The following is a 20,656-nucleotide window of genomic DNA, read 5'->3' on the forward strand; positions in this document are numbered from 1 at the left end:
CCTGTCCTACTTCCTCCCTACGGTGGTGGCATGACCGCCTCCGACGGCACGGACCTCGTCTCCTTCGCGTCCGCGGCAGCCCTGGACTCCTGGCTGACCGCCCACGCCGCCCGGCATGCCGGCCTCTGGGTCAAGGTCGCGAAGAAGGGCTCGGGCATCCCCTCCGTCAGCGCCGCCGACGTCAACGACGTGGCGCTGTGCCACGGGTGGATCACCGGGCAGCGCAAGGGGCTCGACGCGTCCTGGTACCTGCAGCGGATCACCCCGCGGAGGCCCGGCAGCCTCTGGTCCCTGGTCAACGTCCGGCGGGTCGAGGAACTGACCGCGGCCGGACGGATGCGGCCCGGCGGGCTCGCGGAGGTGGCGGCCGCGCGGGCGGACGGGCGCTGGGAGGCGGCGTACGCGTCCCAGAAGGAGGCCGCGGTCCCCGAGGACCTGGCGGCAGCGCTGGAGCGGAGTCCCCGGGCCGCCGCGGCCTTCGAGGCGCTCGGGCGGACGGACCGCTACCTCGTGATGCTCGGCGTGCTCCGCGCCCGGACGGCGCGCGGCCGGGCTGCTCAGGTGGCGGCGGCGGTCCGGAGGCTGGAGTCCGCACGGCCGGACCGCTGAGGCGCGCGGGAGGCCGTCGCCCCGCACGGGACGGGCCCGGCACCGAACGGCACCGGGCCCGCGGGCTGTCGGAGGGAAGCCGGGTCAGAGCGAGGACGCCGCCGAGGCGATGGCGGAGGCGAAGGTCGAGACCTCCGTGTAGACGCCGGGGGCCTCGGGCCGGGCGCAGCCCTCGCCCCAGCTGACGATGCCGACCTGGATCCAGCCGCCGGCGTTGTCCCTGCGGAACATGGGGCCGCCGGAGTCGCCCTGGCAGGTGTCGACGCCGCCCGCGTCGAAGCCGGCGCAGATCTCCTCGTTCGCGACGAGGCCGCTGTACAGGCCGCCGTAGGCCTTGCAGGCGGCGTCGCTGACGAACGGCACGGTCGCCTTCAGCAGGTAGCGCTGCTGGGAGCCGCCCTCACGGTTCGCGCCCCAGCCCGCGACGGTGAAGTCACCGGTGTTGTACTGCGCGGTCGTGGCGATCTTCAGGGTCGGCAGGTTGATGGGCTGGGCGAGCTTGATGAGCGCCCAGTCCTTGCCGGTGCCGTTGTAGCCGGGGGCGCGCAGCACCTTGGTGGAGCGGACCTGGACCCGGCCGCTGGTGGACTGCAGGTCCGCGACGCCGGCGGTGGCGGTGATGCTGGTGTTGTTGCCGGAACCGCTCACGCAGTGCGCGGCCGTGAGCACGATCTGCTGGGTGTAGAGCGCGCCGCCGCAGCCCATGGAGAGCCGGACCATGAACGGGAACTCGCCCTGCGCGGCACGGGTTCCGCCGACGACGGGCGACGGGGCGGCCTGCGCGGCGGAGACGGGCTGGAGACTGGCGATCGCGAGGGCGGCCGCGCCGAGGACCGCGCATCTCTTGAGGGCCGTGAGAAGTCTCTTCAACGTGATGCCTTTCGTGGGGGGTTGACCTGGGGATGTGCAACCGAAGCATCAGATTGACGAGTTCATGACAATAGTGAAAGGTGCGATCCAGCCAGAACCGGCCCGGCGGTAGGCCGCCGGGCCGGTCGAAGGGGGCTCACGCGTTCCTGATCGCCGAGATGTCGAAGTTCAGCTTGATCTTGTCGGAGACCAGGACGCCACCGGTCTCCAGTGCGGCGTTCCAGGTCAGGCCCCACTCGGAGCGCAGGATCTCCGCCTTGCCCTCGAAGCCGACGCGCTCGTTGCCGAAGGGGTCCTTCGCGGCGCCGTTGAACTCCAGGTCGATGCTGAGGGGCCGGGTCGTGCCGAGGATCGTCAGGTCGCCGGTGATGCGGTACTCGTCGCCGCCGAGGGCCTCCGCCTTCGTGGAGCGGAACGTCATGGTCGGGAACTCGTCCGCCTTGAAGAAGTCCGCGCTCTTGAGGTGTCCGTCGCGGTCGGCGTTGCCCGTCTCGATGCTGTCCATCACGACGTCGAGGGAGGCCGTGGACCGCGAGGGGTCGGTGCCGTCGAGGTGGAGCGTGCCGGTGAAGTCCTGGAAGCTGCCCTTGACGTTGGTGACCATGGCGTGCCGGGCGACGAAGCCGATCGTCGAGTGCGCGGGGTCGATCGTGTAGTCGCCGGTCAGGGCGGCGAGGTCCGGGGTCACGGCGGCGCCCGTGGCGGCTGCGGTCTCGGTGTCGGTGCGGCTGAAGATGCTCATGGAGTACGCCTCCTGCGACTTATGTTGAACGTTGAACTACTCAACGCGCCCCACCGTAGACCTATTCCGTTCAAGGTTCAACATCATCGGGCGGGGTGTCCTGATTGGATCCGTGGCCCGAGTGGTACCCAGTGATCATGTCCTCGGTCGCGGTCCTGGTCGAGCTGGTGCGCAGCGGCACGTCGGGCGGCCATGTGAAGTGCTGGGAGCGGTTCGCGCAGAGCGCCGCCCGCCTGCCCGACGGCACCCTTTCCGGCCTCGACCTGACCGTCTACTTCCTCGGTGAACGCGAACACGTCGAGGCCCTCTCGCCCCGGGTACGCCTCGTCACGCTCCGCCCGCTGTTCGGCACGGCCGCGCTGATGTCGGCCGACGGCGCCGAGGACGTCACCGACCTCGCCCCGTACCACCCGCGGCTCGCGGCCCTGCTGCCGCGCCACGACGTCTGGCACCTCACGCACAGCTTCGCCTACGCCGCCACCGCCGTGCGCCTCGCCCGGCGCGCCGCCCGCGGCGGCGGGCCGGCACCCCGGCTGCTCGCCTCCGTGCACACCGACGTCCCGCTGCTCGCCTCGGTCTACGCCCGCTACCTGGCCGGCCGGTGGCTGCCCGGCGACCGCCCCGGGCCGGGCGCGTTCCTCGCCGACCGGGCCGAGACCTTGCTGCGCCGGCGGCGGGACCGGCTGCTGGACAGCTGTGAACGGGTACTGGTCCCGACCCCCGCGGGCCGGGCGGAACTCGGCCGCGTCCTCGGGCCGCACCGGGTCGCCCTGCTCCGCCGGGGCGTCGACCACGAGCGCTTCCGCCCCGACCCGGCGGCCAGGGCCCGGCTCGTCCGGGAGTACGGCGTGCCGGCCGACCGTCCGCTGGTGCTGTTCGCGGGGCGGCTGGACGCGTCCAAGGGCGTGCCGCTGCTGACCGAGAGCGTGCGGCTGCTGCGGGAGCGGGGCCGGGCCGTGCACCTCGTCATGGCCGGCTCCGGCGTGGAGGCGGGGCCCGTCCGGCAGGCCCTCGGCGCCGACGTCAGCCTCCTCGGCACCCTCCCGCAGGACCGGCTGGCGCGGGTGTACGCCGGCTGCGACGTCTTCGCGTTCCCGTCGCGCACGGAGACCTGCGGCAACGTCGTCGCCGAGGCGATGGCCAGCGGCCTCGCGGTCGTGCTGCCCGAGGGCGCGCGCACCACGGAGTGGCTCCTGGCGCCGGGCCGCGACGGCGTCGTCGTCCACCGCGACACTCCAGGGGACTGGGCGGACGCCCTGGCCGGGCTCCTCGACCGCCCGCCCCTGCTGTCGGCGGTACGGCACCGCGCGACGGGCACGGCCCGCGGCACCCACCCCACCTGGGACCGCGTCCTGACCGAGGACCTCCTCCCCGTCTGGCTCACCCGCCCGCCGTCCCGCAACCGCGCCCGCCCCCGAGCGGCTTGACCGGCGGCGCGGGCACCGACTCCGCCGGAGGTTGCCGCTCGGTCGGGTGTGGCTCGGTATCCGCCCGGGAGGGCTCGCCACCCGCCGGCCCCGCCGGACTCGGCCACACCCTCCGCCAGACGCCCAGGCCGCCCGCAAGCCGCCTCTCACCGCCCCTCCGCCGCCCCCGGCCCCCGCCGGATCCAGCTGCCCTTTGCCGGACCCAGCCTCCTGCCGGGCCCGACCCCGCTGGACTCAGCCACCCCCGGCAGATGCCTCGCAGCCCCCGCCCCCGACGGACGCGGCCCCCGCCGGGCCCAGCCACTCCGGGCAGACCCCCATCCCAACCCCTCACCGCCCCTCCGCCGCCCCCCGCCCCCGCAACGCCGCGATCACCGGTGACGAGTCCAGGCTCGCGACGCCCGCCCCGACCAGCGCCAGCCCGGCCGCCGTCACCGCCGTCACCGGCCAGCCCGTGTGGATCGTCTCGCCGAAGACCGCCGTACCCACGGTCACGGCGACCACCGGCTCCATCGCGTCCAGGACCGTCATGCTCGACGCCAGCGGTCCCTGCTGGAAGGCGCTCTGGATCAGGAGCAGGCCGCCGACGCTGGCGAGGACGAGGGCGTAGGTCTGCCAGGCGGAGAGCGCCGCGAGCAGGCCGTGGCGGAGGCGGTCCACCGTCGCCGCGAGCAGGACGGACTGCGTGCCCATGACCGCCCCGGCCGCCAGGGCCGTCGCCGAGGCCCGCCACGGCCCGGACAGCAGCCGCGCCGCCGCCAGCGCGCACCCCACGAGCGCGGCGGTCGCGCCCAGCACCAACAGCCAGGAGAGCAGGTCCGCCGCGTCCGGCCGGCCCCCGTGCGGCCGGGCCGAGACCAGGGCCAGCACCAGCCCGGCCGCCACCGCCAGCGTCCCGAACCACTCCCGGGGCCCCAGCCGCATCCGGTGCAGCCGCGCCGACAGCGGCACGGCGAAGACCAGTTCGGCCACGATCAGCGGCTGCACCAGACTGAGCGGCCCGTACGCCAGCGCCAGCGACTGGAAACCGTAGGCCAGCACGGCCAGCCCGATGCCGCCCAGCCACACCCGGTCCCGGACCAGCCGGGCCAGCAGCCGCGGCGACAGCGCCTCCGCGTCCGGGCGCCCGCCCGCGGCCCACTGCTGGAGCACACCGGCCACGGCGAAGCAGACACCGGCGGCGAGGGAGGCCAGGACCGCGATCGGCATGCCGGGTTCGGGCGGTCAGTCGGTGGTCCGGCGGGACGGCGCGCCCTGTGTCGCGCCCCGGGTGTGGACGTACAGCTTCCGCCGGTCGCCGACGTCGAGGTGCTGCGGCAGGGGCAGTTCGTAGCGCACCGGCCTGCCGTGGTCGGCGAACTGCCGGCGCGGGTTGTAGACCTGGTTGAACTTCCACAGCATCCGCGCGAAGTTCGTCTGCCCGTGCAGCAGGTTGCGGCCGAGGGCGCGCGCCGCGCCGACGGCGGTGCGCAGCCCCAGGTGCTTGCGGTTGATGACGGCCTGGGTGCGCACCAGTTCCTCGTAGAAGCGCTCCAGGGGCAGCGTGGTGGGCACGACCGCGTGCTGGATGTCGAAGAGCCGGTAGTCGCGGGTGGTCAGGCGCCGCGACTCGGTGTGCCAGATCTCCGTGCCCGGGTACGGCGTCATCACCGTGAAGTGCACGATCTCCGGCACCGCCAGCGCGAAGTCCCGTACCACCCGGAAGCGTTCCTCGTCCCAGGCCGGATCGACGATGAGGTTGATGGCGACCTTGATGCCGAGCCGGCGGGCCTTCTCCAGGGCGCGGAAGTTCTCGTCGGGGCTCACCCGCTTGCGGTACAGGTCGAGGCCCTCCGCGTCGATGGCCTCCATCCCGAGGAACATGTACTTCAGCCCCAGCCGGGCCCACCGTTCGAAGACCTCGGGGTGGCGCAGCAGCACATCGCTGCGGGTCTCCAGGTAGTAGCGCTTGCGGATGCCGCGCCGCTCCACCTCCGCGGCGATGGCGTCCCCGTGCTCGGGCCGGATGAAGGCCACGTCGTCGACGATGAAGACGTTCGGCTCCCGGATCCTCGCCAGGTCCTCGGCCGCCGCCTCGGGGGAGGCCTTGCGGTAGCTGCGGCCGTAGAACGTCCATGCCGAGCAGAACGAGCAGTCCCACGGGCAGCCGCGGGTGAACTCGATGGACGCGCACGGGTCCAGCTCGCCGATGAAGTAGCGCCGGCGGCCGCGCATCAGGTCGCGCGCGGGCAGTGGCGCGTCGATGCCGTGCAGCATCAGCGGAGCCGGTCCCCGCCCGGCCGCCGTGACGATCCCGGGCACGCCGTCCACGCCGCCGTCGCGGACCGCGTCCAGCAGGGGCGCGACCGCCGGTTCGCCCTCGCCGCGCACCACCGCGTCCACCGCGCCCCCGGCCTGCTCCAGTACGTCCTCGGCGACGAAGGAGACGCTGTGCCCGCCCAGGAAAACGAAGCAGCCCGGCACGGCCCGCTTCACCTCGGCGGCCAGCTCGATGGCCTCCGGGATGTTCGCCAGGTAGTTCAGCGAGATGCCGAGGGCCTCCGGCCGGAAGGAGCGCACCTCGGCGCGCAGCCGGCGCCGGCTCAGCACCTGGAGGTCCACGACCCGCACCTCGTGGCCGGCCTCGCGGGCGGCGCCCGCGACCCGTTCGAGTCCCAGCGGCTCCAGCCGCAGGAAGATCTCGGAGTACATCAGGGCGCTGGGGTGGACGAGCAGCACACGCATGGTCACCTCGCCACGGGGAGCCGTACGGACACGGAGGGGTGCCTTCCACGTAACCCGAAGGGGGCGTGGCGCGTACCGCCCATACCGCCGCCTGGCGGCACCGGGCGGCCCGCAGGGGTGGTCCTGCCGGATCCGGTGCGGAACGGGCGCGGCCCGCAGACCGCCCACGGCAGGGGCGCGTCGGACCGGGTGAGCCCGGTCCGTGGGACCGGCCCCAGCGCTGGCGCGGGGCACCTCGGTGGCGGTGTCCTGGAAGAGGAGGTTCCGTTTCAAGGGACCGCAGGAGACAGACGAGACCACGGCGGACGCACAGCGCAGGGAGACCGACTCGTGACACTCACCGGCTCCGGCTCGGCCCACGACCCACCGGCGGGCGCCACCCCGCGCCGCGCGACGGCCGACGCCCCACCGGCGGGCGCCACCCCGCGCCGCGCCACGGCCCCCGTCCCCTCCCGGGTGCGCGCGTACGGGCCGCCCCCGCGTCTGGACCGGCGCGTGGCCCTGGTCACCGGGGCCTCCTCGGGCATCGGGGCGGCCACGGCACGGCGCTTCGCCATGGACGGCTGGCACCTGCTCCTCAGCGGACGCGACCGGCACCGCCTGGAGCAGACCGCCGCCGGCACCTCGGCCGTCGTGCTGCCCGCCGACCTCGCCGCCCCGGACGGCCCCCGCCTGCTGGCCCGGTCCGCGCTCCACACCACCGGCCGGATCGACGTCCTGGTCGCCGGGGCGGGCATCGGCTGGGCGGGCCCGTTCGCCGCCATGCCGCACACCGACATCGACCGGGTGCTGACCCTGGACCTCAACGCCACGCTCCACCTCGTGCGCGAGGTCCTGCCCTCCATGATCACGGCCGGGCGGGGCCGCGTGGTGCTGCTCGGCTCGATCGCGGGCAGCGTGGGCGTCCGGGAAGAGGCGGTGTACTCCGCCGCCAAGGCCGGGCTCGCCGCCTTCGCCGAGGCGCTGCGCCAGGAACTGCGCGGCACGGGCGTGGGCGTGACCCTCGTCGTACCCGGCCCCGTCGACACGGCGTTCTACACCCGCCGCGGCAGGCCCTACGACCGCTCCCACCCCCGGCCCACCTCGCCCGGCCGTGTCGCCGGCGCGATCTGGGAGGCCGTCCGCCAGGAGCGCGACGTGGTCCACGTCCCCACCTGGCTGACCCTCCCCGGCCGCATCCGCGGCCTGGCTCCAAGGCTCTACCGCCACCTCCTCGACCGCTTCGGCTGACCGGCCTCACCGCCAGCCGTTCCGCCCTCGCGGTCCCTCCCGGCCAGGTCCCGGGCCCAGGTGGGCCGCCTTCCGCCGACAGGCGGCCCCGGTCGTGGCCCCGGGCTCCCGTCCGGCCCCTGCTCCGCCCCGCTCCGGCCGCCCAGGTGCGCGGCAACACCCCCGGCCCCGGCGCCGCCTGCCCGACCGCTTCGGCTGACCCGGCGTCACAGCCATCCGTTCCGCCGTTCCGGTCACTGCGGCCGGATCCTCCGTTCAGGTGAGCGCCTCCCCGTGGTAGGGCATGGGCATGACTCCCCAGCGTCGCGTCCTGCCCCGTCGCACCGCCCGGGCCGCCGTGCCCCGTCCCAGCCGGCGCGCGCTGCTGCTGGCGGCCGCGGCCCTGGCGGCGACCGGCGGTGCGACGCCCGCGGCCCGGGTCGCCGGTGCTCCCGGTGATGCCGACCCAGGCCCCGACCCCGACCCGTACCGAGCCCTCCGCCTGCGCTGGCTCGGCATCGCCCTCGGCACCGGCTACGACCCCACCGCACAGCCGTACGCCGCCCGTCTCGCCGAGACCGGCGAACTCGCCCGCGCCCTGGCCGGCACCATGGCCCCGACGGCGAACTCCCTGTGGCCGGGGCACCCCTTCGACCCGCCGGCCGGCATCACCCGCAGCTACGGCCGCCTGTGGACCATGACCCAGGCCTACGTCCAGCAGGGCACCGGCTCGACCGCCGACCCCGGCCTCCTCACCGCCGTCCTGCGCGGCCTCGACCACCTCTCCGCCACCGTCTACAACCCCACCACCCCCCGCTACGGCAACTGGTGGGAGTGGCAGATCGGCAGCCCCCGCCACCTCATGGACATCACGGCCGCCCTGTACGACGAGCTGGGCGACGCCCGCGTCCAGGCCGCCTGCGCCGCCGTCGACCACTTCGTCCCCGACACGGCCCTCGGCGACTACTCCGGCACCTCCACCGGCGCCAACCGCGTCGACCTGTGCCGCTCCGTCGCCCTGCGCGGCATCCTCGGCCGCGCCCCGGCCAAGATCGCCCTCGCCCGCGACGCGCTCTCCCCGGTCTTCCCGTACGTCACCCGCGGCGACGGCCTCTACGCCGACGGCTCCTTCGTCCAGCACACCTGGGTCGCCTACTCGGGCACGTACGGCCAGGTCATGCTCGACGGCCTCGGCCGGCTGTTCGCCCTGCTCGCCGGGTCCGACTGGGAGGTCACCGACCCGAACCGGCAGATCATCCTCGACAGTGTCGAACGCGCCTACGCCCCGCTCATCCACGACGGGCTGGTCATGGACAGCGTCAACGGCCGCGCCATCAGCCGCGGGTACCTCACCTCCGACGACCGCCGGATCCTGCGCGGCGACCACTTCCACGGCGGGCAGCTCATCGCCGCCATCGCCCTCCTCGCGACGGCGGCGAGCCCGGCGGAACGCGACCGCTGGCACGCCCGCATCAAGGGCTGGATCGAACGCGACAACGTGACACCGCTCCTGACGGCACCCCAGTTCGGCGTCGCCGACCTCGCCCGGCTGCACGCGATCGCCGCCGCGCCCGTCCCGGCCGCGCCCGAACCCACCGGTCACCACCTCTTCGCCGCCATGGACCGCGCCGTCCACCGCCGCCCCGGCCTCACCGTGAACATCGCCATGGCCAGCGACCGCATCGCCCACTACGAGTGCGGCAACGGCGAGAACCCGCGCGGCTGGCACACCGGCGCCGGCATGGTCAGCTGGTGGGCGGGCACGAGCGACCAGTACACGGACTGGTTTTGGCCGACCGTCGACTGGTACCGCCTGCCCGGCACCACCGTCTCCACCAGACGGCTCGCCGACCGGGAGGGCGGCGAGTGGGGCACGGCCCGCCCGGACGCCCGCTGGGTCGGCGGCACCACCGACGGCACCTACGCGGCCCTCGGTCAGCACCTCAAGGGCCTCGGCTCCACCCTCCAGGCCCGCAAGTCCTGGTTCTGCGCCGCCGAAGCGGTGATCTGCCTCGGCGCGGGGATCACCTGCTCCGACGGTGTCCCCGTCGAGACGATCGTCGACAACCGCAACCTCGGCGAGAACGGCACCCAGCGCTTCGTCCGGGGCGCTGACTGGGCCCACCTGGAGGACCACGGAGGCTGGGTCCTCCTCGACGGCACCCCGAAGGCCCTGCGCGGGGACCGCACCGGCGCCTGGTCCGACATCAACACCGGCGGCACACCGGAGCGCCGCACCCGCCGCTGGCAGACCCTCTGGATCGACCACGGCACGGACCCGGTGGACGCCACGTACGCCTACGTCCTGATGCCCGGCGCGTCCGCCCGCGCGGTCGCGCGCCGCGCCGCCGACCGCACTTGGCTGTCGGTCCTCGCCAACGACGCCTCCCGCCAGGCGGTCGCCGTGCCCTCCCTCGGCCTCACGGCCGCGAACTTCTGGCAGCCCGGCACGGCGGGCCCCTTCACCGCCTCCGCCGGGGCGAGCCTGCTGGCCGTCCGCCGGGGCCGTACCGCTACCCTCTGCGTGAGCGAGCCGCCCCGCACGGGCGAACCGCTGGAGATCACCTGGGACCGCCCGGTCCGCCGGGTCGTCCGCGCCGACGAGACGGTAGAGGTGCTCGCGACCGGCCGCCGGCTGCGCCTGCGCGTCACCCCCGGGAAGGCCTGCGCCACCCACCGATGTGAGATGACGCTCGGCTGAGGCCCTTGTCCGACCCCTACAAGCCGAACGACCCCTGAACAGTCGAAAAGGCTGAACCCCGCCCTGGTTCTGTTCAGGGGTACCAGGAAAACACGCCGGAGACTGTGAGGAGTCGACGGCCCGGAATCCTCGGTCGGCTTCGTAAGGTCGCTACATGACCGTTTTGGATGAGGCGCCGGGTGAGCCGACCGACGCGCGTGGACGCGTGGCCGAACTGCACGAGATCCGCGCGCAGGCGGTGGCCGGACCGAGCGAGAAGGCGACCCAGGCGCAGCACGCCAAGGGCAAGCTGACCGCGCGGGAACGCATCGAGCTGCTCCTCGACCCCGGTTCCTTCCGCGAGGTCGAGCAGCTGCGCCGGCACCGGGCCACGGGCTTCGGCCTGGAGGCCAAGAAGCCGTACACCGACGGTGTGATCACCGGCTGGGGCACGGTGGAGGGCCGGACGGTCTTCGTCTACGCCCACGACTTCCGCATCTTCGGCGGCGCGCTGGGCGAGGCCCACGCCACGAAGATCCACAAGATCATGGACATGGCCATCGCGGCCGGTGCCCCGCTGGTCTCCCTCAACGACGGCGCCGGCGCCCGCATCCAGGAAGGCGTCTCGGCCCTCGCGGGCTACGGCGGCATCTTCCAGCGCAACACCAAGGCCTCCGGCGTCATCCCGCAGATCTCGGTGATGCTCGGCCCGTGCGCGGGCGGAGCGGCCTACAGCCCGGCCCTGACGGACTTCGTGTTCATGGTCCGCGAGACCTCGCAGATGTTCATCACCGGCCCGGACGTCGTCAAGGCGGTCACCGGCGAGGAGATCACGCAGAACGGCCTCGGCGGCGCGGACGTCCACGCCGAGACGAGCGGCGTCTGCCACTTCGCCTACGACGACGAGGAGACCTGCATCGCGGAGGTCCGCTACCTCCTGTCGCTGCTGCCGCAGAACAACCGCGAGAACCCGCCCCGCGCCGAGGCCTCCGACCCGGTCGACCGCCGCTCGGACGTCCTGCTGGACCTGGTCCCGGCGGACGGCAACCGGCCCTACGACATGACCAAGGTCATCGAGGAGATCGTCGACGACGGCGACTACCTCGAGGTCCACGAGCGCTGGGCCCGCAACATCATCTGCGCGCTGGGCCGGATGGACGGCCAGGTCGTCGGCATCATCGCCAACCAGCCCCAGGTGCTGGCGGGCGTCCTGGACATCGAGGCCTCCGAGAAGGCGGCCCGCTTCGTCCAGATGTGCGACGCCTTCAACATCCCGATCATCACCCTTCTGGACGTCCCCGGCTTCCTCCCGGGCGTCGACCAGGAGCACGGTGGCATCATCCGCCACGGCGCGAAGCTGCTCTACGCCTACTGCAACGCGACCGTGCCGAGGATCTCGCTGATCCTGCGCAAGGCCTACGGAGGTGCGTACATCGTCATGGACAGCCAGTCCATCGGTGCGGACCTCACCTACGCCTGGCCGACGAACGAGATCGCCGTCATGGGCGCCGAGGGCGCGGCCAACGTCATCTTCCGCCGCCAGATCGCCGAGGCCGAGGACCCCGAGGCGATGCGGCAGAAGATGGTCAAGGAGTACAAGTCCGAGCTGATGCACCCGTACTACGCGGCGGAGCGCGGCCTGGTCGACGACGTCATCGACCCCGCCGAGACCCGCGAGGTGCTGATCAAGTCCCTGGCGATGCTGCAGACCAAGCACGCCGACCTGCCTTCCCGCAAGCACGGCAACCCTCCGCAGTAACCCGGCGGACATCTCTCTCACGGAGACTGACACCCATGGACATTCCTGATATCCGCGTCGAGAAGGGCCACGCCGAGCCCGAGGAAGTCGCCGCCCTCACGGCGATCCTCCTGGCCCGCGCCGCCGCCCGCCCCACGGACCCGGCCCCGGCCCACCGCGGCCGCGTCAAGGCCGGCTGGCGCCGCCTGGAACGCGAACCGGGCTTCCGCGCCCCGCACAGCTGGCGCTGACCCCCGCACCTGCCGACGGCCCCGTTCTTCCTCGCGAGGAACGGGGCCGTCGGTGTCAGTCGACGGTGATGTTCACCCCGGGGAGTTCGAGCGCGGCGGGATCGTCAGGGAGGGCGCAGTCCCACAGGGACAGGTCTGTCACGGTGGGCGGAGGGAACGGCCCGGCCTCCAACCAAGCGGCAATATCGATGCGGCTGAGGCGCAGGTTTGTCAGCCGGGGCAGGGCGGACAAGGCATGGACACTCCGGGGCAGACAGATGTCATTGGCATACAGCCCCAGCCATCTGATCGGGTCGTGCCTGAGGAGAGCGAGATCCAGGGACGCGTCGAAGTTGTGCAGACTCAGGAACTGCAAGTTCGCGCCCAAACGCAGCTCGCCCAGGTCGGGCAGGCAGCGGTAGCCGAGGTGCAGGATCTCCAGTGCGGGGGGTTCCCCTAGGACATCGATGTTCTTCAGCGACGCACGGCCGGTCAGCACCAGTTGCACCAGCGACGTTTGTGTCACGAGTGGCGACAAATCCACCTCGCCGAGAAGTGCGACAAAGGCGACTTGTCTGAAGGGGCGGAGTTCGGTGAGGACCGTGAGATCAGTGACGGAATGAGTGATCCACACGTTGTCGATGGAACCGAGGCGGCTGACTGCCGGCCACTGGCCGGAGTGGGTCAGCCTGACCTGTCGGCCCGCGAGCGGCAACCTCGCCAGAATCTCGTCGGCATAGGCATCGGCGTCGAAATACCCCCACGCCTCGATGAGCGCCTCGACCACCTCGTCCCGGTCGTCATCGGCGTAGCGCGCCAACAACGCCAGCGCCTCCGCCCCACCGATCAACGCCACCGTCCGCACCGTCTGTGCCGCAGCCTTCTCCGTCAGCTCCCCCAACGACCTCGGCAACCTCCGCAGCAGACTCGTCCCCACCGCCGCCAACGCAGGCGGATCCGTCTGCCGCCGCGCCGGCAACAGCCGCGACACCGCCTCCTCCAGCCGGCCGGCCAACCCGTCGGAGACCTCCGGCAACGTCTCCTGGCAGGACGCCGCCAGCAGTCGCAGGACACGCGCGTGCCGCGGCTCCCGGTCCGCCCGGTCGAGGATGCCGCCCAGCAACTCCTCCCGCTGGCGGGCGTTCGCATGGCCCGCCGCCATGATGACCGTCTCCCGCCACAGGTCCAGGTGCGCCCGCTCCACGAGGTTGCCCATCCGGTCCTCCTCCGCCGCCTCGGCGGAGGCCAGGTACTCCTGGAACGTCCGGTGCACGAAGTCCAGGCGGGCCTCGGCGGGGGAGCGGAGGATGCCCGAGCGATGCCGGAGCTGGTCGAGGACCTGGCCACCCTCCAGGCCGTCCAGGTGCCGCATCGCCCGCAGCTTGCGGCCCACGTGCACGGCGGCCCGCTCCACGGAGATCTCGCTGCGGTTGTTGTCCGACAGCCGCCAGGCCAGGTCCCGAAGGATCACCAGCTTGTCGCTGAGGCTCAGCTTGCTGTCCACCGCGCTCGGCACGTTCCGGTCGGCGTCCCGGTCGTGGACCAGCGTGTGCAGCGCGTTCCGGTACAACTCCATGCGGTCCCGGGGCAGTTGCCGCCCCCGGTTGAGGTGCATGGCGCACAGCATCGCCGCCAGCAGAGGAGTGCCCGCCAGGGACTGCAGGTGTGGGCGGTCCTTCAGGCTGGTCAGCAGGGACTGCTCGTACAGCGGCAGGTCGTCCACGGGACAGGGCAGGTCCTCGCCCAGCTCCCGCACCGCCTGGTGCCACTGCCGTACGAACGCCGCCAGGTCGGGTGGGCTCATGCGGTCCAGGTGCATCGCGGTGAAGTGCTCCGCGCGCAGCCAGTCCACCCCGGCCGCCGCGGGGCGGGAGGTGACGACCACCCGCACCCCGTCGTACGCCACGAGCAGCTTGCGCAGCCAGTCCCGGACCGCCCGGCGCTCCCGGTCGAGCAGTTCGTCCACGCCGTCGATCAGCAGCAGGGCCCGGCCCGAGTCGAGCTGCCGCTCCACCCAGCCCTTGGGCATGATGCCGGTGATCGGCCCGGCGACCCCGTCGAGCATCGCGTCCGGGTTCGGCGGCGTACGGCCGCTGTACTCCCGCAGCTTGACGAAGACGGGCGTCAGGCCGTTCCAGTCGGCCAGCTCTCCGGAGAAGGCGCCGCGCGCCGCCGTCACGGCCAGCCATCGCAGCAGGGTCGTCTTGCCCGAACCCGCCTCACCCCGCAGCAGCACCCGCGAGGCCCCGCTGAGCCCGGCCTCGACCCGCATCCCGGAACTCTCGCCTCCGGCCTCCTCCCAGTCGCTCATGCCGGGCCGCAGCCCGGAGAAGGGCCGGGCGGCGCGCCGCCGGGTCCCGTCGTCCCCGGTGGCCCGAAGGCTCACGTAGGCCACCGACAAACGCACCCGGGGCCCCGCCGCCCGGTCCGACGTACGCCGGAACAGCTCCACCTCGTCCAGATCCCGGCTCACCAGTTCCAGGTACCGGCGCCGGAACGCCGTGTCCCGGTCCGTGCCGTCCGGCGCGAGCAGGGAGCGGTCCGGCAGCCGCTCCAGGAGCCGGGCCACCTCGGCGCCGAGCGTGGCCGTCCGGGCCAGCAGCTCTGTCGCCGCCCGTTCCTCGAAGACGGGCAGGCTCCGCACGATCCGCACGTAGTACTCGACGCACTCGGCGAACAGCACCTCGTACAGCCGGGACTCCGCCTCGTTCAGGCCCACCGGCGGCGGCACCGACGTGGTGATACGGCGGATCAGCTCAGCGGCGTTGGCATCCGCCGCGAGCACGGCCTCGTCGGAGAGGTCCGCCCGCGCGAACGTGTCGCACACCGCGTCGATCACGGCCTGCCGGCCGGCTTCGTCCAGCCCTCGGAACTCGTGCTCCAGATACGGCTCCAGCCGGTCGAACACGGCGTCGGTGACCTGCCCGAACTGCCGCTCCACACTCCGCTGCAACCGCAGCCCGGGCACCCGTACCCGCACCAGCTCCGCCAGCGACAGATGCCGCTCCTGCTGCCGCCGCTTGCCGCCCAGCCACAGGTCGGCCGCCGTCTTCGCCACGGTCGTGCCCAGCCGTAACGCCGCCGCCTCCGCACTCATCGCGCCCCCTTTCGGAAAACACCTGCGGCCCCCACTCCTCCCACAGGAGGAACGAGGGCCGCAAGACGAACGTGCCGATTACCGCAGCCGCGCCATCAGCGCATGCTCGACCAGCGTGATCAGCGTCGACTTCGCGTCCGCGCGATGGCGGGCGTCCGTCGTGATGATCGGGGTGTCGGGGCCGATCTGCAGCGCCTCGCGCACCTCGTCGGGCGTGTACGGCTGCTGCCCGTCGAAGCCGTTGAGGGCGATGACGAACGGCAGGCCCGAGTTCTCGAAGTAGTCGACGGCGGGGAAGCAGTCGGCGAGCCTCCTCGTGTCGACGAGGACCACGGCGCCGATGGCGCCGCGCACCAGGTCGTCCCACATGAACCAGAACCGGTCCTGACCCGGCGTACCGAACAGGTACAGGATCAGGTCCTGGTCCAGGGTGATACGGCCGAAGTCCATGGCCACCGTGGTGGTGGTCTTGTCGCCGGTGTGGGTGAGGTCGTCGATCCCCGCCGAAGCGGACGTCATGACGGCCTCTGTGCGCAGCGGATTGATCTCCGAGACGGCGCCGACGAACGTGGTCTTGCCCACGCCGAAGCCGCCAGCCACCACGATCTTCGCGGACGTGGTGGAGCGGGAAGGCCCTCCGCTAGAGCTTGCGAAGTCCACTGAGCACCCTTTCGAGCAGTGTCACGTCTGGCTGGCCGCCGGCGTTCTCGTCGCCGCCGGGCTGATGGATGGCGACCAGTCCCGCCTCCGCCAAGTCGGCGACGAGGATCCTGGCCACGCCGAGAGGGATCGTGAGGAGCGCCGAGATCTCGGCGACCGACTTGATTTCCCGGCAGAGGTTGCAGATCCGCTGATGCTCGGGCAACTGGCCCTGCATCTGGTGCGGCTGCGCAGTGGTGTGCACCAGCGCCTCGATGGCGAGCTGGTAGCGCGGGCGGGTCCGGCCGCCGGTCATGGCGTACGGACGCACCAACGGGTTGTTCGACGCCCCGGCGGGCGCCGGCTCGGGGGTGCGGCGCTGCGGCTGCACGGGCTGGATGCGCGGGGCCGACGGCTGGTCGTACGGCGACGGGCCGGGGCCCTGTGGCGCGTACGGCTGCCGGTGGCTCGGTGCGGAGGGGAAGTTGTAACGGTTCGGGTTCTGACCACCGTCGCCCTGACCCTGGGCAGGGCCGTACGACCAGTTGCCCGAAGACGAACCGCCTGGGGGTGTTGCCACTTTCTCCTCCTCCGACTGTGCCTGGCACCCATCGCTGTGGAGCCGCGTCCCGAAACCTTACGGCTACGGGACGCCACAACGCACCGTCCGTCTGTTAGTTGAGCAGGCTCCCCTGGAGCTCCGCACGAAGGTCCGGGGTCAGGACCGTACCGGCTCGGTCCACGAGCAGCGCCATCTCGTACCCGATGAGGCCGATGTCCGCCTCCGGATGTGCGAGAACCGCGAGAGACGAGCCGTCGGAGATGGACATGATGAAGAGGAATCCCCGCTCCATCTCCACAACCGTCTGGTTCACGCTGCCACCCTCGAAGATCCGGGAGGCGCCTGCCGTCAGAGACGTCAGACCGGAGGCGACGGCCGCGAGCTGGTCGGCGCGGTCGCGGGGAAAGCCTTCGGACATCGCCAGAAGGAGTCCGTCGGCGGAGACCACCACCGTGTGGGACACCCCCGGGGTGTTGTCCACGAAGTTGGTGATCAACCAGTTCAGGTTCTGTGCCGCCTGGCTCATCGGGCTCACACTAACGCTCCTGGTTGTAGGTGCTGTCAGGACCGAAGCCCTGGCCGTTCGTTTCACTGCCTGCGCTGCGTCCGCGTTGGACACCCCGGCGCAGGTTGCTCAGCCTGCCCCGGACGTCCTCCGGGGCACGGGAGACCTGTGGGCCTCCCTGGGGAGTGCTCTCGGCGGAACCCTCGATCAGGTTGGCCTTGGGTACCCGCCTCGGCAGGCCGGAGGAGGTGACCCCGCCCGCCTTCGGCTTCCGGAGCTGCGAGGCCTGCTGCCACCGCTCGTCGTTCGCCGAACGCCAGTCGCTGTCGCCGTTGCTCTCCGGGGTGGAGGCCGGAGGCTCCTGGCTCGCGTGCCGGGCGCCGCCCGCGCCGTTCGCACCGCTCGCGGCGGACCCGCGGCGGGGAAGCCCGGCGTCGGTCAGCGAGGGTGCGGCGGAGTGGGCCGGTCCCGGACGGTCGAAGCCTACGCGGTCCTGCTCACCCGCGTCAGCGGCCTGCGCAGATTCCGTTTCCGGGGTCTGAGAAGGGTACTGGTTCGGGTAGCCGTTCTGGTAACCGTCCTGCTGCGGCCAGTCATCCTGGTAGCGCCGCTGCTCGAAGGCGGGGAAGCTGTCGGGCACGCCCGCACCCGGCGCCGCGGGCTCCTCCTGGGCCGGCTCCGCATAGGAGGGCTCCGGGTAGCCGCCGTTCGGCGAGAAGGTGTCGTTCTGCGGCAGGCCGCCGTTCGGCGCGTAGTACTGCTCCTCGTACGACTGCCGCTGCTGCTCCTCGTACGCCGTCTGCCGCTGCTCCTCGTACGCCGTCTGCCGCTGCTCCTCGTACGGCGCCTGACGGTCGTACGCGGAGGGCTGCTGCTCGGGGTAGCCGGTCTGGCCGGTGTCGTAGGCCTGGCCGGCGTCGTAGCCGTGCTGCGCGTTGTACTCGTCCTGGTACGCGGGCGTCTCGGCCTGCTCCTGGGCGTTCTGTCCGGGCAGGGCGGGCTGCTGGTGCGCCTGGGCCTCCAGGGCCGCCCGGCGCTCCTCGCGCATCAGGGAGCGGCCGACGGGGTCCAGCTCGCGTATGTCGTCGGGGACGTCGGAGTAGCGGCTGTCGTCGAAGCCGAGCTCCGCGGCCGTGCGCATGGGCTGCTGGTTGAAGTTCTCGCCGCCGAAGTTCTGCTCCGGGATGATCTGCGAGACGGTGAACTCGTCGCGGTCCACGTGCTGCTCGCCGCCACCGCCGTGGGTGATCGCGTCGGGCAGCATGACCAGCGAGGTGGTGCCGGCCTGCTCGCCCGAGGGGCGCAGCTGGACGCGGATGCCGTGCCGGTCGGACAGCCGGCCGACCACGAACAGGCCCATGCGCTGCGAGATCGCGGCGTCCACGGTCGGCGGGTTGGCCAGCTTGTGGTTGATGTCCGCGAAGTCCTCGGCGGTCAGGCCGATGCCCTTGTCGTGGATCTCGATCATCACGCGGCCGTCGGGCAGCCGGGTCGCGGTGACGCGGACCTTGGTCTGCGGGGAGGAGAACGTCGTGGCGTTCTCCAGCAGCTCGGCGAGCAGGTGCACGAGGTCGGTCACGGCCCGGCCGTGGATCTCGGCCTCGGGGACGCCGGACAGCTCGATGCGCTCGTACTGCTCCACCTCGGAGGAGGCGGCGCGCAGCACGTCGACCAGCGGGACCGGCTGGTCCCAGCGGCGGCCGGGCTCCTCGCCGGCGAGGACGAGGAGGTTCTCGCCGTTGCGGCGCATGCGGGTCGCGAGGTGGTCCAGCTTGAAGAGGTTCTCCAGCTGGTCCGGGTCGGCCTCGTTGTTCTCCAGGTCGGTGATCAGGGTCAGCTGGCCCTCGATCAGCGACTGGTTGCGGCGCGAGAGGTTGGTGAAGATCGCGTTGATGTTGCCCCGCAGCAGGGCCTGCTCGGCGGCGAGCCGGACGGCCTCGCGGTGGACCTGGTCGAAGGCACGGGCGACCTCGCCGATCTCGTCCGTGGTGGTGATCGGGATGGCCTGCACGCGGGTGTCGACGCGTCCGGGGTCGGTGCGCGAGAGCTGGTCGACCAGCATCGGCAGGCGCTGCTCGGCGATGCCGAAGGCGGCGTTGCGCAGCTGGCGCATCGAGCGGCTCATCTGGCGGGCGACCGCACCGGCCAGGATGAAGGCGAGGAGCAGGGCGACGACGACGGCGGCACCGGTGATGTAGGCGTCGCGCTGGGCGGCGTCGGCGATGTCGGAGGCCTCGCTCACCGCCTTGTCCGCCATGTCCGCCTCGATCTTCTCGTAGGCGTTGAACTTGAGGGTGTTGACCGTCCACCAGTTCTCGGCGGTGATGCCCCGCTCGGCGAGGGCGGCGCGGGCGCTCGGGTCCGTGCTCTGCAGCGTCGCGAGGGCCGAGACCATCGTCTCCGGCTTCGAGGGCGGCGGCACGTAGTCCGGGTTCTTGGCCTTGGCCTCCCGGGCCAGCGCGGCGCCGTCGGTCTTCAGCTTCGCCTCGGCCGCCTTGAGCTTGGCCGCGTCCTCCTCGGTACCGCCGCCGATGTACTCCTCGACGGCGATGCGCTCGAGGTAGGCGTACGAGGACAGGGCGATGCGCTGGCTGGCCAGGTTGCCGTCGTCCGGGCCCGGCTTGATCAGGATGTGCATGCCGATGGAGCGCTGCAGCGACAGGGCCGCCTTGGTGAGCTCGATGGCGTACACGGTCCGGCCGTAGCTGGTGATGTTGCCGGTGCCGAGGCCGAGTTCGTTGGCGAACTCGGTCAGCGGGTGGGCCACCTCGACGTAGCCCTCTTCGGTCTGGACGCCCTTGAGCTTGGAGGTGTACGCGACCTGGCGCAGGGTGGCCAGCTTCGGCTCCGCCTCGCGGAACAGCTTCAGCCGGCGCTCCAGGCCGGGCTTGGCCGGCATGTTCTGGGCGGCGGCGTCGAAGGCGTCGGCGGCCTCGTCGGTGGCCTTGCGGACCTGGGCGACGGTCGCCTTGTCCTGGGCGGTCTGGGCGCTGCCCTTCAGCAGGGGTGCGGCGGAGGTGTCGCGCTCGTTGTAGAGGGCGTTGGCGTAGAGCAGGGAGGCGCGGACCAGGCGGGCGGTGTTCTCCGCGTCCTCGGCCTCCTGCCAGGTGTCGATCGAGCTCTTGACCTGGAAGCCGCCCATGACGAGGCCGACGAGCACGGGTATGAGCAGGATCGCGTTGAGCCTGGTCGCCACGCGCCAGTTGCGCGGGGAGAGACGGCCACCGCTCTGAGCGGGTGCGGCCGTCGGCTCCGAACCGGGCACGGGGGCGGGCGCCGCTGTGCGCGGCGGCGGGGTGAAGTTGCCCCGGGCCGACGGCTCGGGACTGTTCTTGCTTCGCCTCACTCGACCAACAACCTCTCGGCGGTCGGCACCAACGTTGTGCCGCAGTGTCTCAGAGCCCAACCACGTCCTCGATGGACGAGTACGTCATTGACTATTGGGCAGTTCAGGCATTCCAGCACGACGACCTGCGCTCTTCCAAACAGTCGAGGGCAGGGATACGGGAGGGTGTAAGCCCCAGATAAAACGGTCATAAAGAACGAGCCCCGCCAAAAGGCGGGGCGATCGTGCGCGCAGCGAGACCGGATGTGCGCGACGCGTGGCCGTACCACCCGATTCCT

General features: G+C 72.4%; 15 protein-coding genes. 6 read left to right on the forward strand and 9 right to left on the reverse strand.

Annotated features, from left to right (window positions below):
- Nucleotides 1–30 precede the first annotated feature (30 nt).
- The gene (locus ABZ386_RS18090) at nt 31–609 is read left to right on the forward strand and encodes a YdeI/OmpD-associated family protein (RefSeq protein WP_356502107.1); all 579 of its coding nucleotides are present in this window, start codon (nt 31–33) and stop codon (nt 607–609) included.
- 84 nt (nt 610–693) lie between these two features.
- Here ABZ386_RS18090 and ABZ386_RS18095 read toward each other — a convergent pair whose 3' ends face one another.
- Entirely contained in the window at nt 694–1,479 is a 786-nt protein-coding gene (locus ABZ386_RS18095; RefSeq protein ID WP_351341575.1) for a serine protease, read from the reverse strand.
- Between the two features lie 136 nt (nt 1,480–1,615).
- The gene (locus ABZ386_RS18100) at nt 1,616–2,221 is read right to left on the reverse strand and encodes a YceI family protein (RefSeq protein ID WP_351341137.1); all 606 of its coding nucleotides are present in this window, start codon (nt 2,219–2,221) and stop codon (nt 1,616–1,618) included.
- Between the two features lie 137 nt (nt 2,222–2,358).
- On the opposite strand from ABZ386_RS18100, the gene ABZ386_RS18105 reads away from it, so the two are divergent.
- Nucleotides 2,359–3,648 (forward strand): glycosyltransferase, encoded by a 1,290-nt coding sequence (locus tag ABZ386_RS18105; RefSeq protein ID WP_358965077.1) that lies wholly within the window; start codon nt 2,359–2,361, stop codon nt 3,646–3,648.
- 330 nt (nt 3,649–3,978) lie between these two features.
- On the opposite strand, the gene ABZ386_RS18110 is transcribed toward ABZ386_RS18105, so the two are convergent.
- The gene (locus ABZ386_RS18110) at nt 3,979–4,857 is read right to left on the reverse strand and encodes a DMT family transporter (protein WP_358965079.1); all 879 of its coding nucleotides are present in this window, start codon (nt 4,855–4,857) and stop codon (nt 3,979–3,981) included.
- 15 nt (nt 4,858–4,872) lie between these two features.
- Nucleotides 4,873–6,372, reverse strand: a complete 1,500-nt coding sequence (hpnR, locus tag ABZ386_RS18115; RefSeq protein WP_351341146.1) for a hopanoid C-3 methylase HpnR — start codon at nt 6,370–6,372, stop codon at nt 4,873–4,875.
- A gap of 330 nt (nt 6,373–6,702) precedes the next feature.
- On the opposite strand from hpnR, the gene ABZ386_RS18120 reads away from it, so the two are divergent.
- The 4 genes from ABZ386_RS18120 (at nt 6,703) to ABZ386_RS18135 (ending at nt 12,250) form a co-directional block, all read left to right on the forward strand.
- Nucleotides 6,703–7,602 (forward strand): SDR family NAD(P)-dependent oxidoreductase, encoded by a 900-nt coding sequence (locus tag ABZ386_RS18120; protein ID WP_356502111.1) that lies wholly within the window; start codon nt 6,703–6,705, stop codon nt 7,600–7,602.
- Nucleotides 7,603–7,891: 289 nt separating this feature from the next.
- Nucleotides 7,892–10,282: a polysaccharide lyase 8 family protein gene (locus tag ABZ386_RS18125; protein WP_358965080.1), complete on the forward strand. Its 2,391-nt coding sequence runs from the start codon at nt 7,892–7,894 to the stop codon at nt 10,280–10,282.
- A 154-nt stretch (nt 10,283–10,436) separates the two neighbouring features.
- Entirely contained in the window at nt 10,437–12,020 is a 1,584-nt protein-coding gene (locus ABZ386_RS18130) for an acyl-CoA carboxylase subunit beta (protein WP_351341155.1), read from the forward strand.
- A gap of 35 nt (nt 12,021–12,055) precedes the next feature.
- Complete coding sequence (locus ABZ386_RS18135) at nt 12,056–12,250, forward strand: acyl-CoA carboxylase epsilon subunit (RefSeq protein WP_114255508.1); 195 nt, start codon at nt 12,056–12,058, stop codon at nt 12,248–12,250.
- Between the two features lie 55 nt (nt 12,251–12,305).
- On the opposite strand, the gene ABZ386_RS18140 is transcribed toward ABZ386_RS18135, so the two are convergent.
- From ABZ386_RS18140 to ABZ386_RS18160, 5 genes are all read right to left on the reverse strand, one after another.
- Nucleotides 12,306–15,326: an NACHT domain-containing protein gene (locus tag ABZ386_RS18140; RefSeq protein WP_358965082.1), complete on the reverse strand. Its 3,021-nt coding sequence runs from the start codon at nt 15,324–15,326 to the stop codon at nt 12,306–12,308.
- Nucleotides 15,327–15,404: 78 nt separating this feature from the next.
- Nucleotides 15,405–15,986, reverse strand: coding sequence for an ATP/GTP-binding protein (locus ABZ386_RS18145; protein WP_114255509.1), 582 nt, complete (start codon nt 15,984–15,986; stop codon nt 15,405–15,407).
- A complete protein-coding gene (locus ABZ386_RS18150; RefSeq protein WP_114255510.1) occupies nt 15,967–16,545 on the reverse strand; it encodes a DUF742 domain-containing protein in 579 nt (192 codons plus the stop codon). The genes ABZ386_RS18145 and ABZ386_RS18150 overlap by 20 nt, the downstream gene beginning before the upstream one ends.
- Before the next feature lie 94 nt (nt 16,546–16,639).
- Nucleotides 16,640–17,053 (reverse strand): roadblock/LC7 domain-containing protein, encoded by a 414-nt coding sequence (locus tag ABZ386_RS18155; protein ID WP_004983065.1) that lies wholly within the window; start codon nt 17,051–17,053, stop codon nt 16,640–16,642.
- A 10-nt stretch (nt 17,054–17,063) separates the two neighbouring features.
- On the reverse strand, nt 17,064–20,378 hold the full coding sequence (locus tag ABZ386_RS18160) for a nitrate- and nitrite sensing domain-containing protein (RefSeq protein ID WP_358965084.1): 3,315 nt from the start codon (nt 20,376–20,378) through the stop codon (nt 17,064–17,066).
- Nucleotides 20,379–20,656: the final 278 nt, after the last annotated feature.

This window comes from Streptomyces sp. NPDC006140, from assembly GCF_040628815.1.
GTDB lineage: Bacteria > Actinomycetota > Actinomycetes > Streptomycetales > Streptomycetaceae > Streptomyces.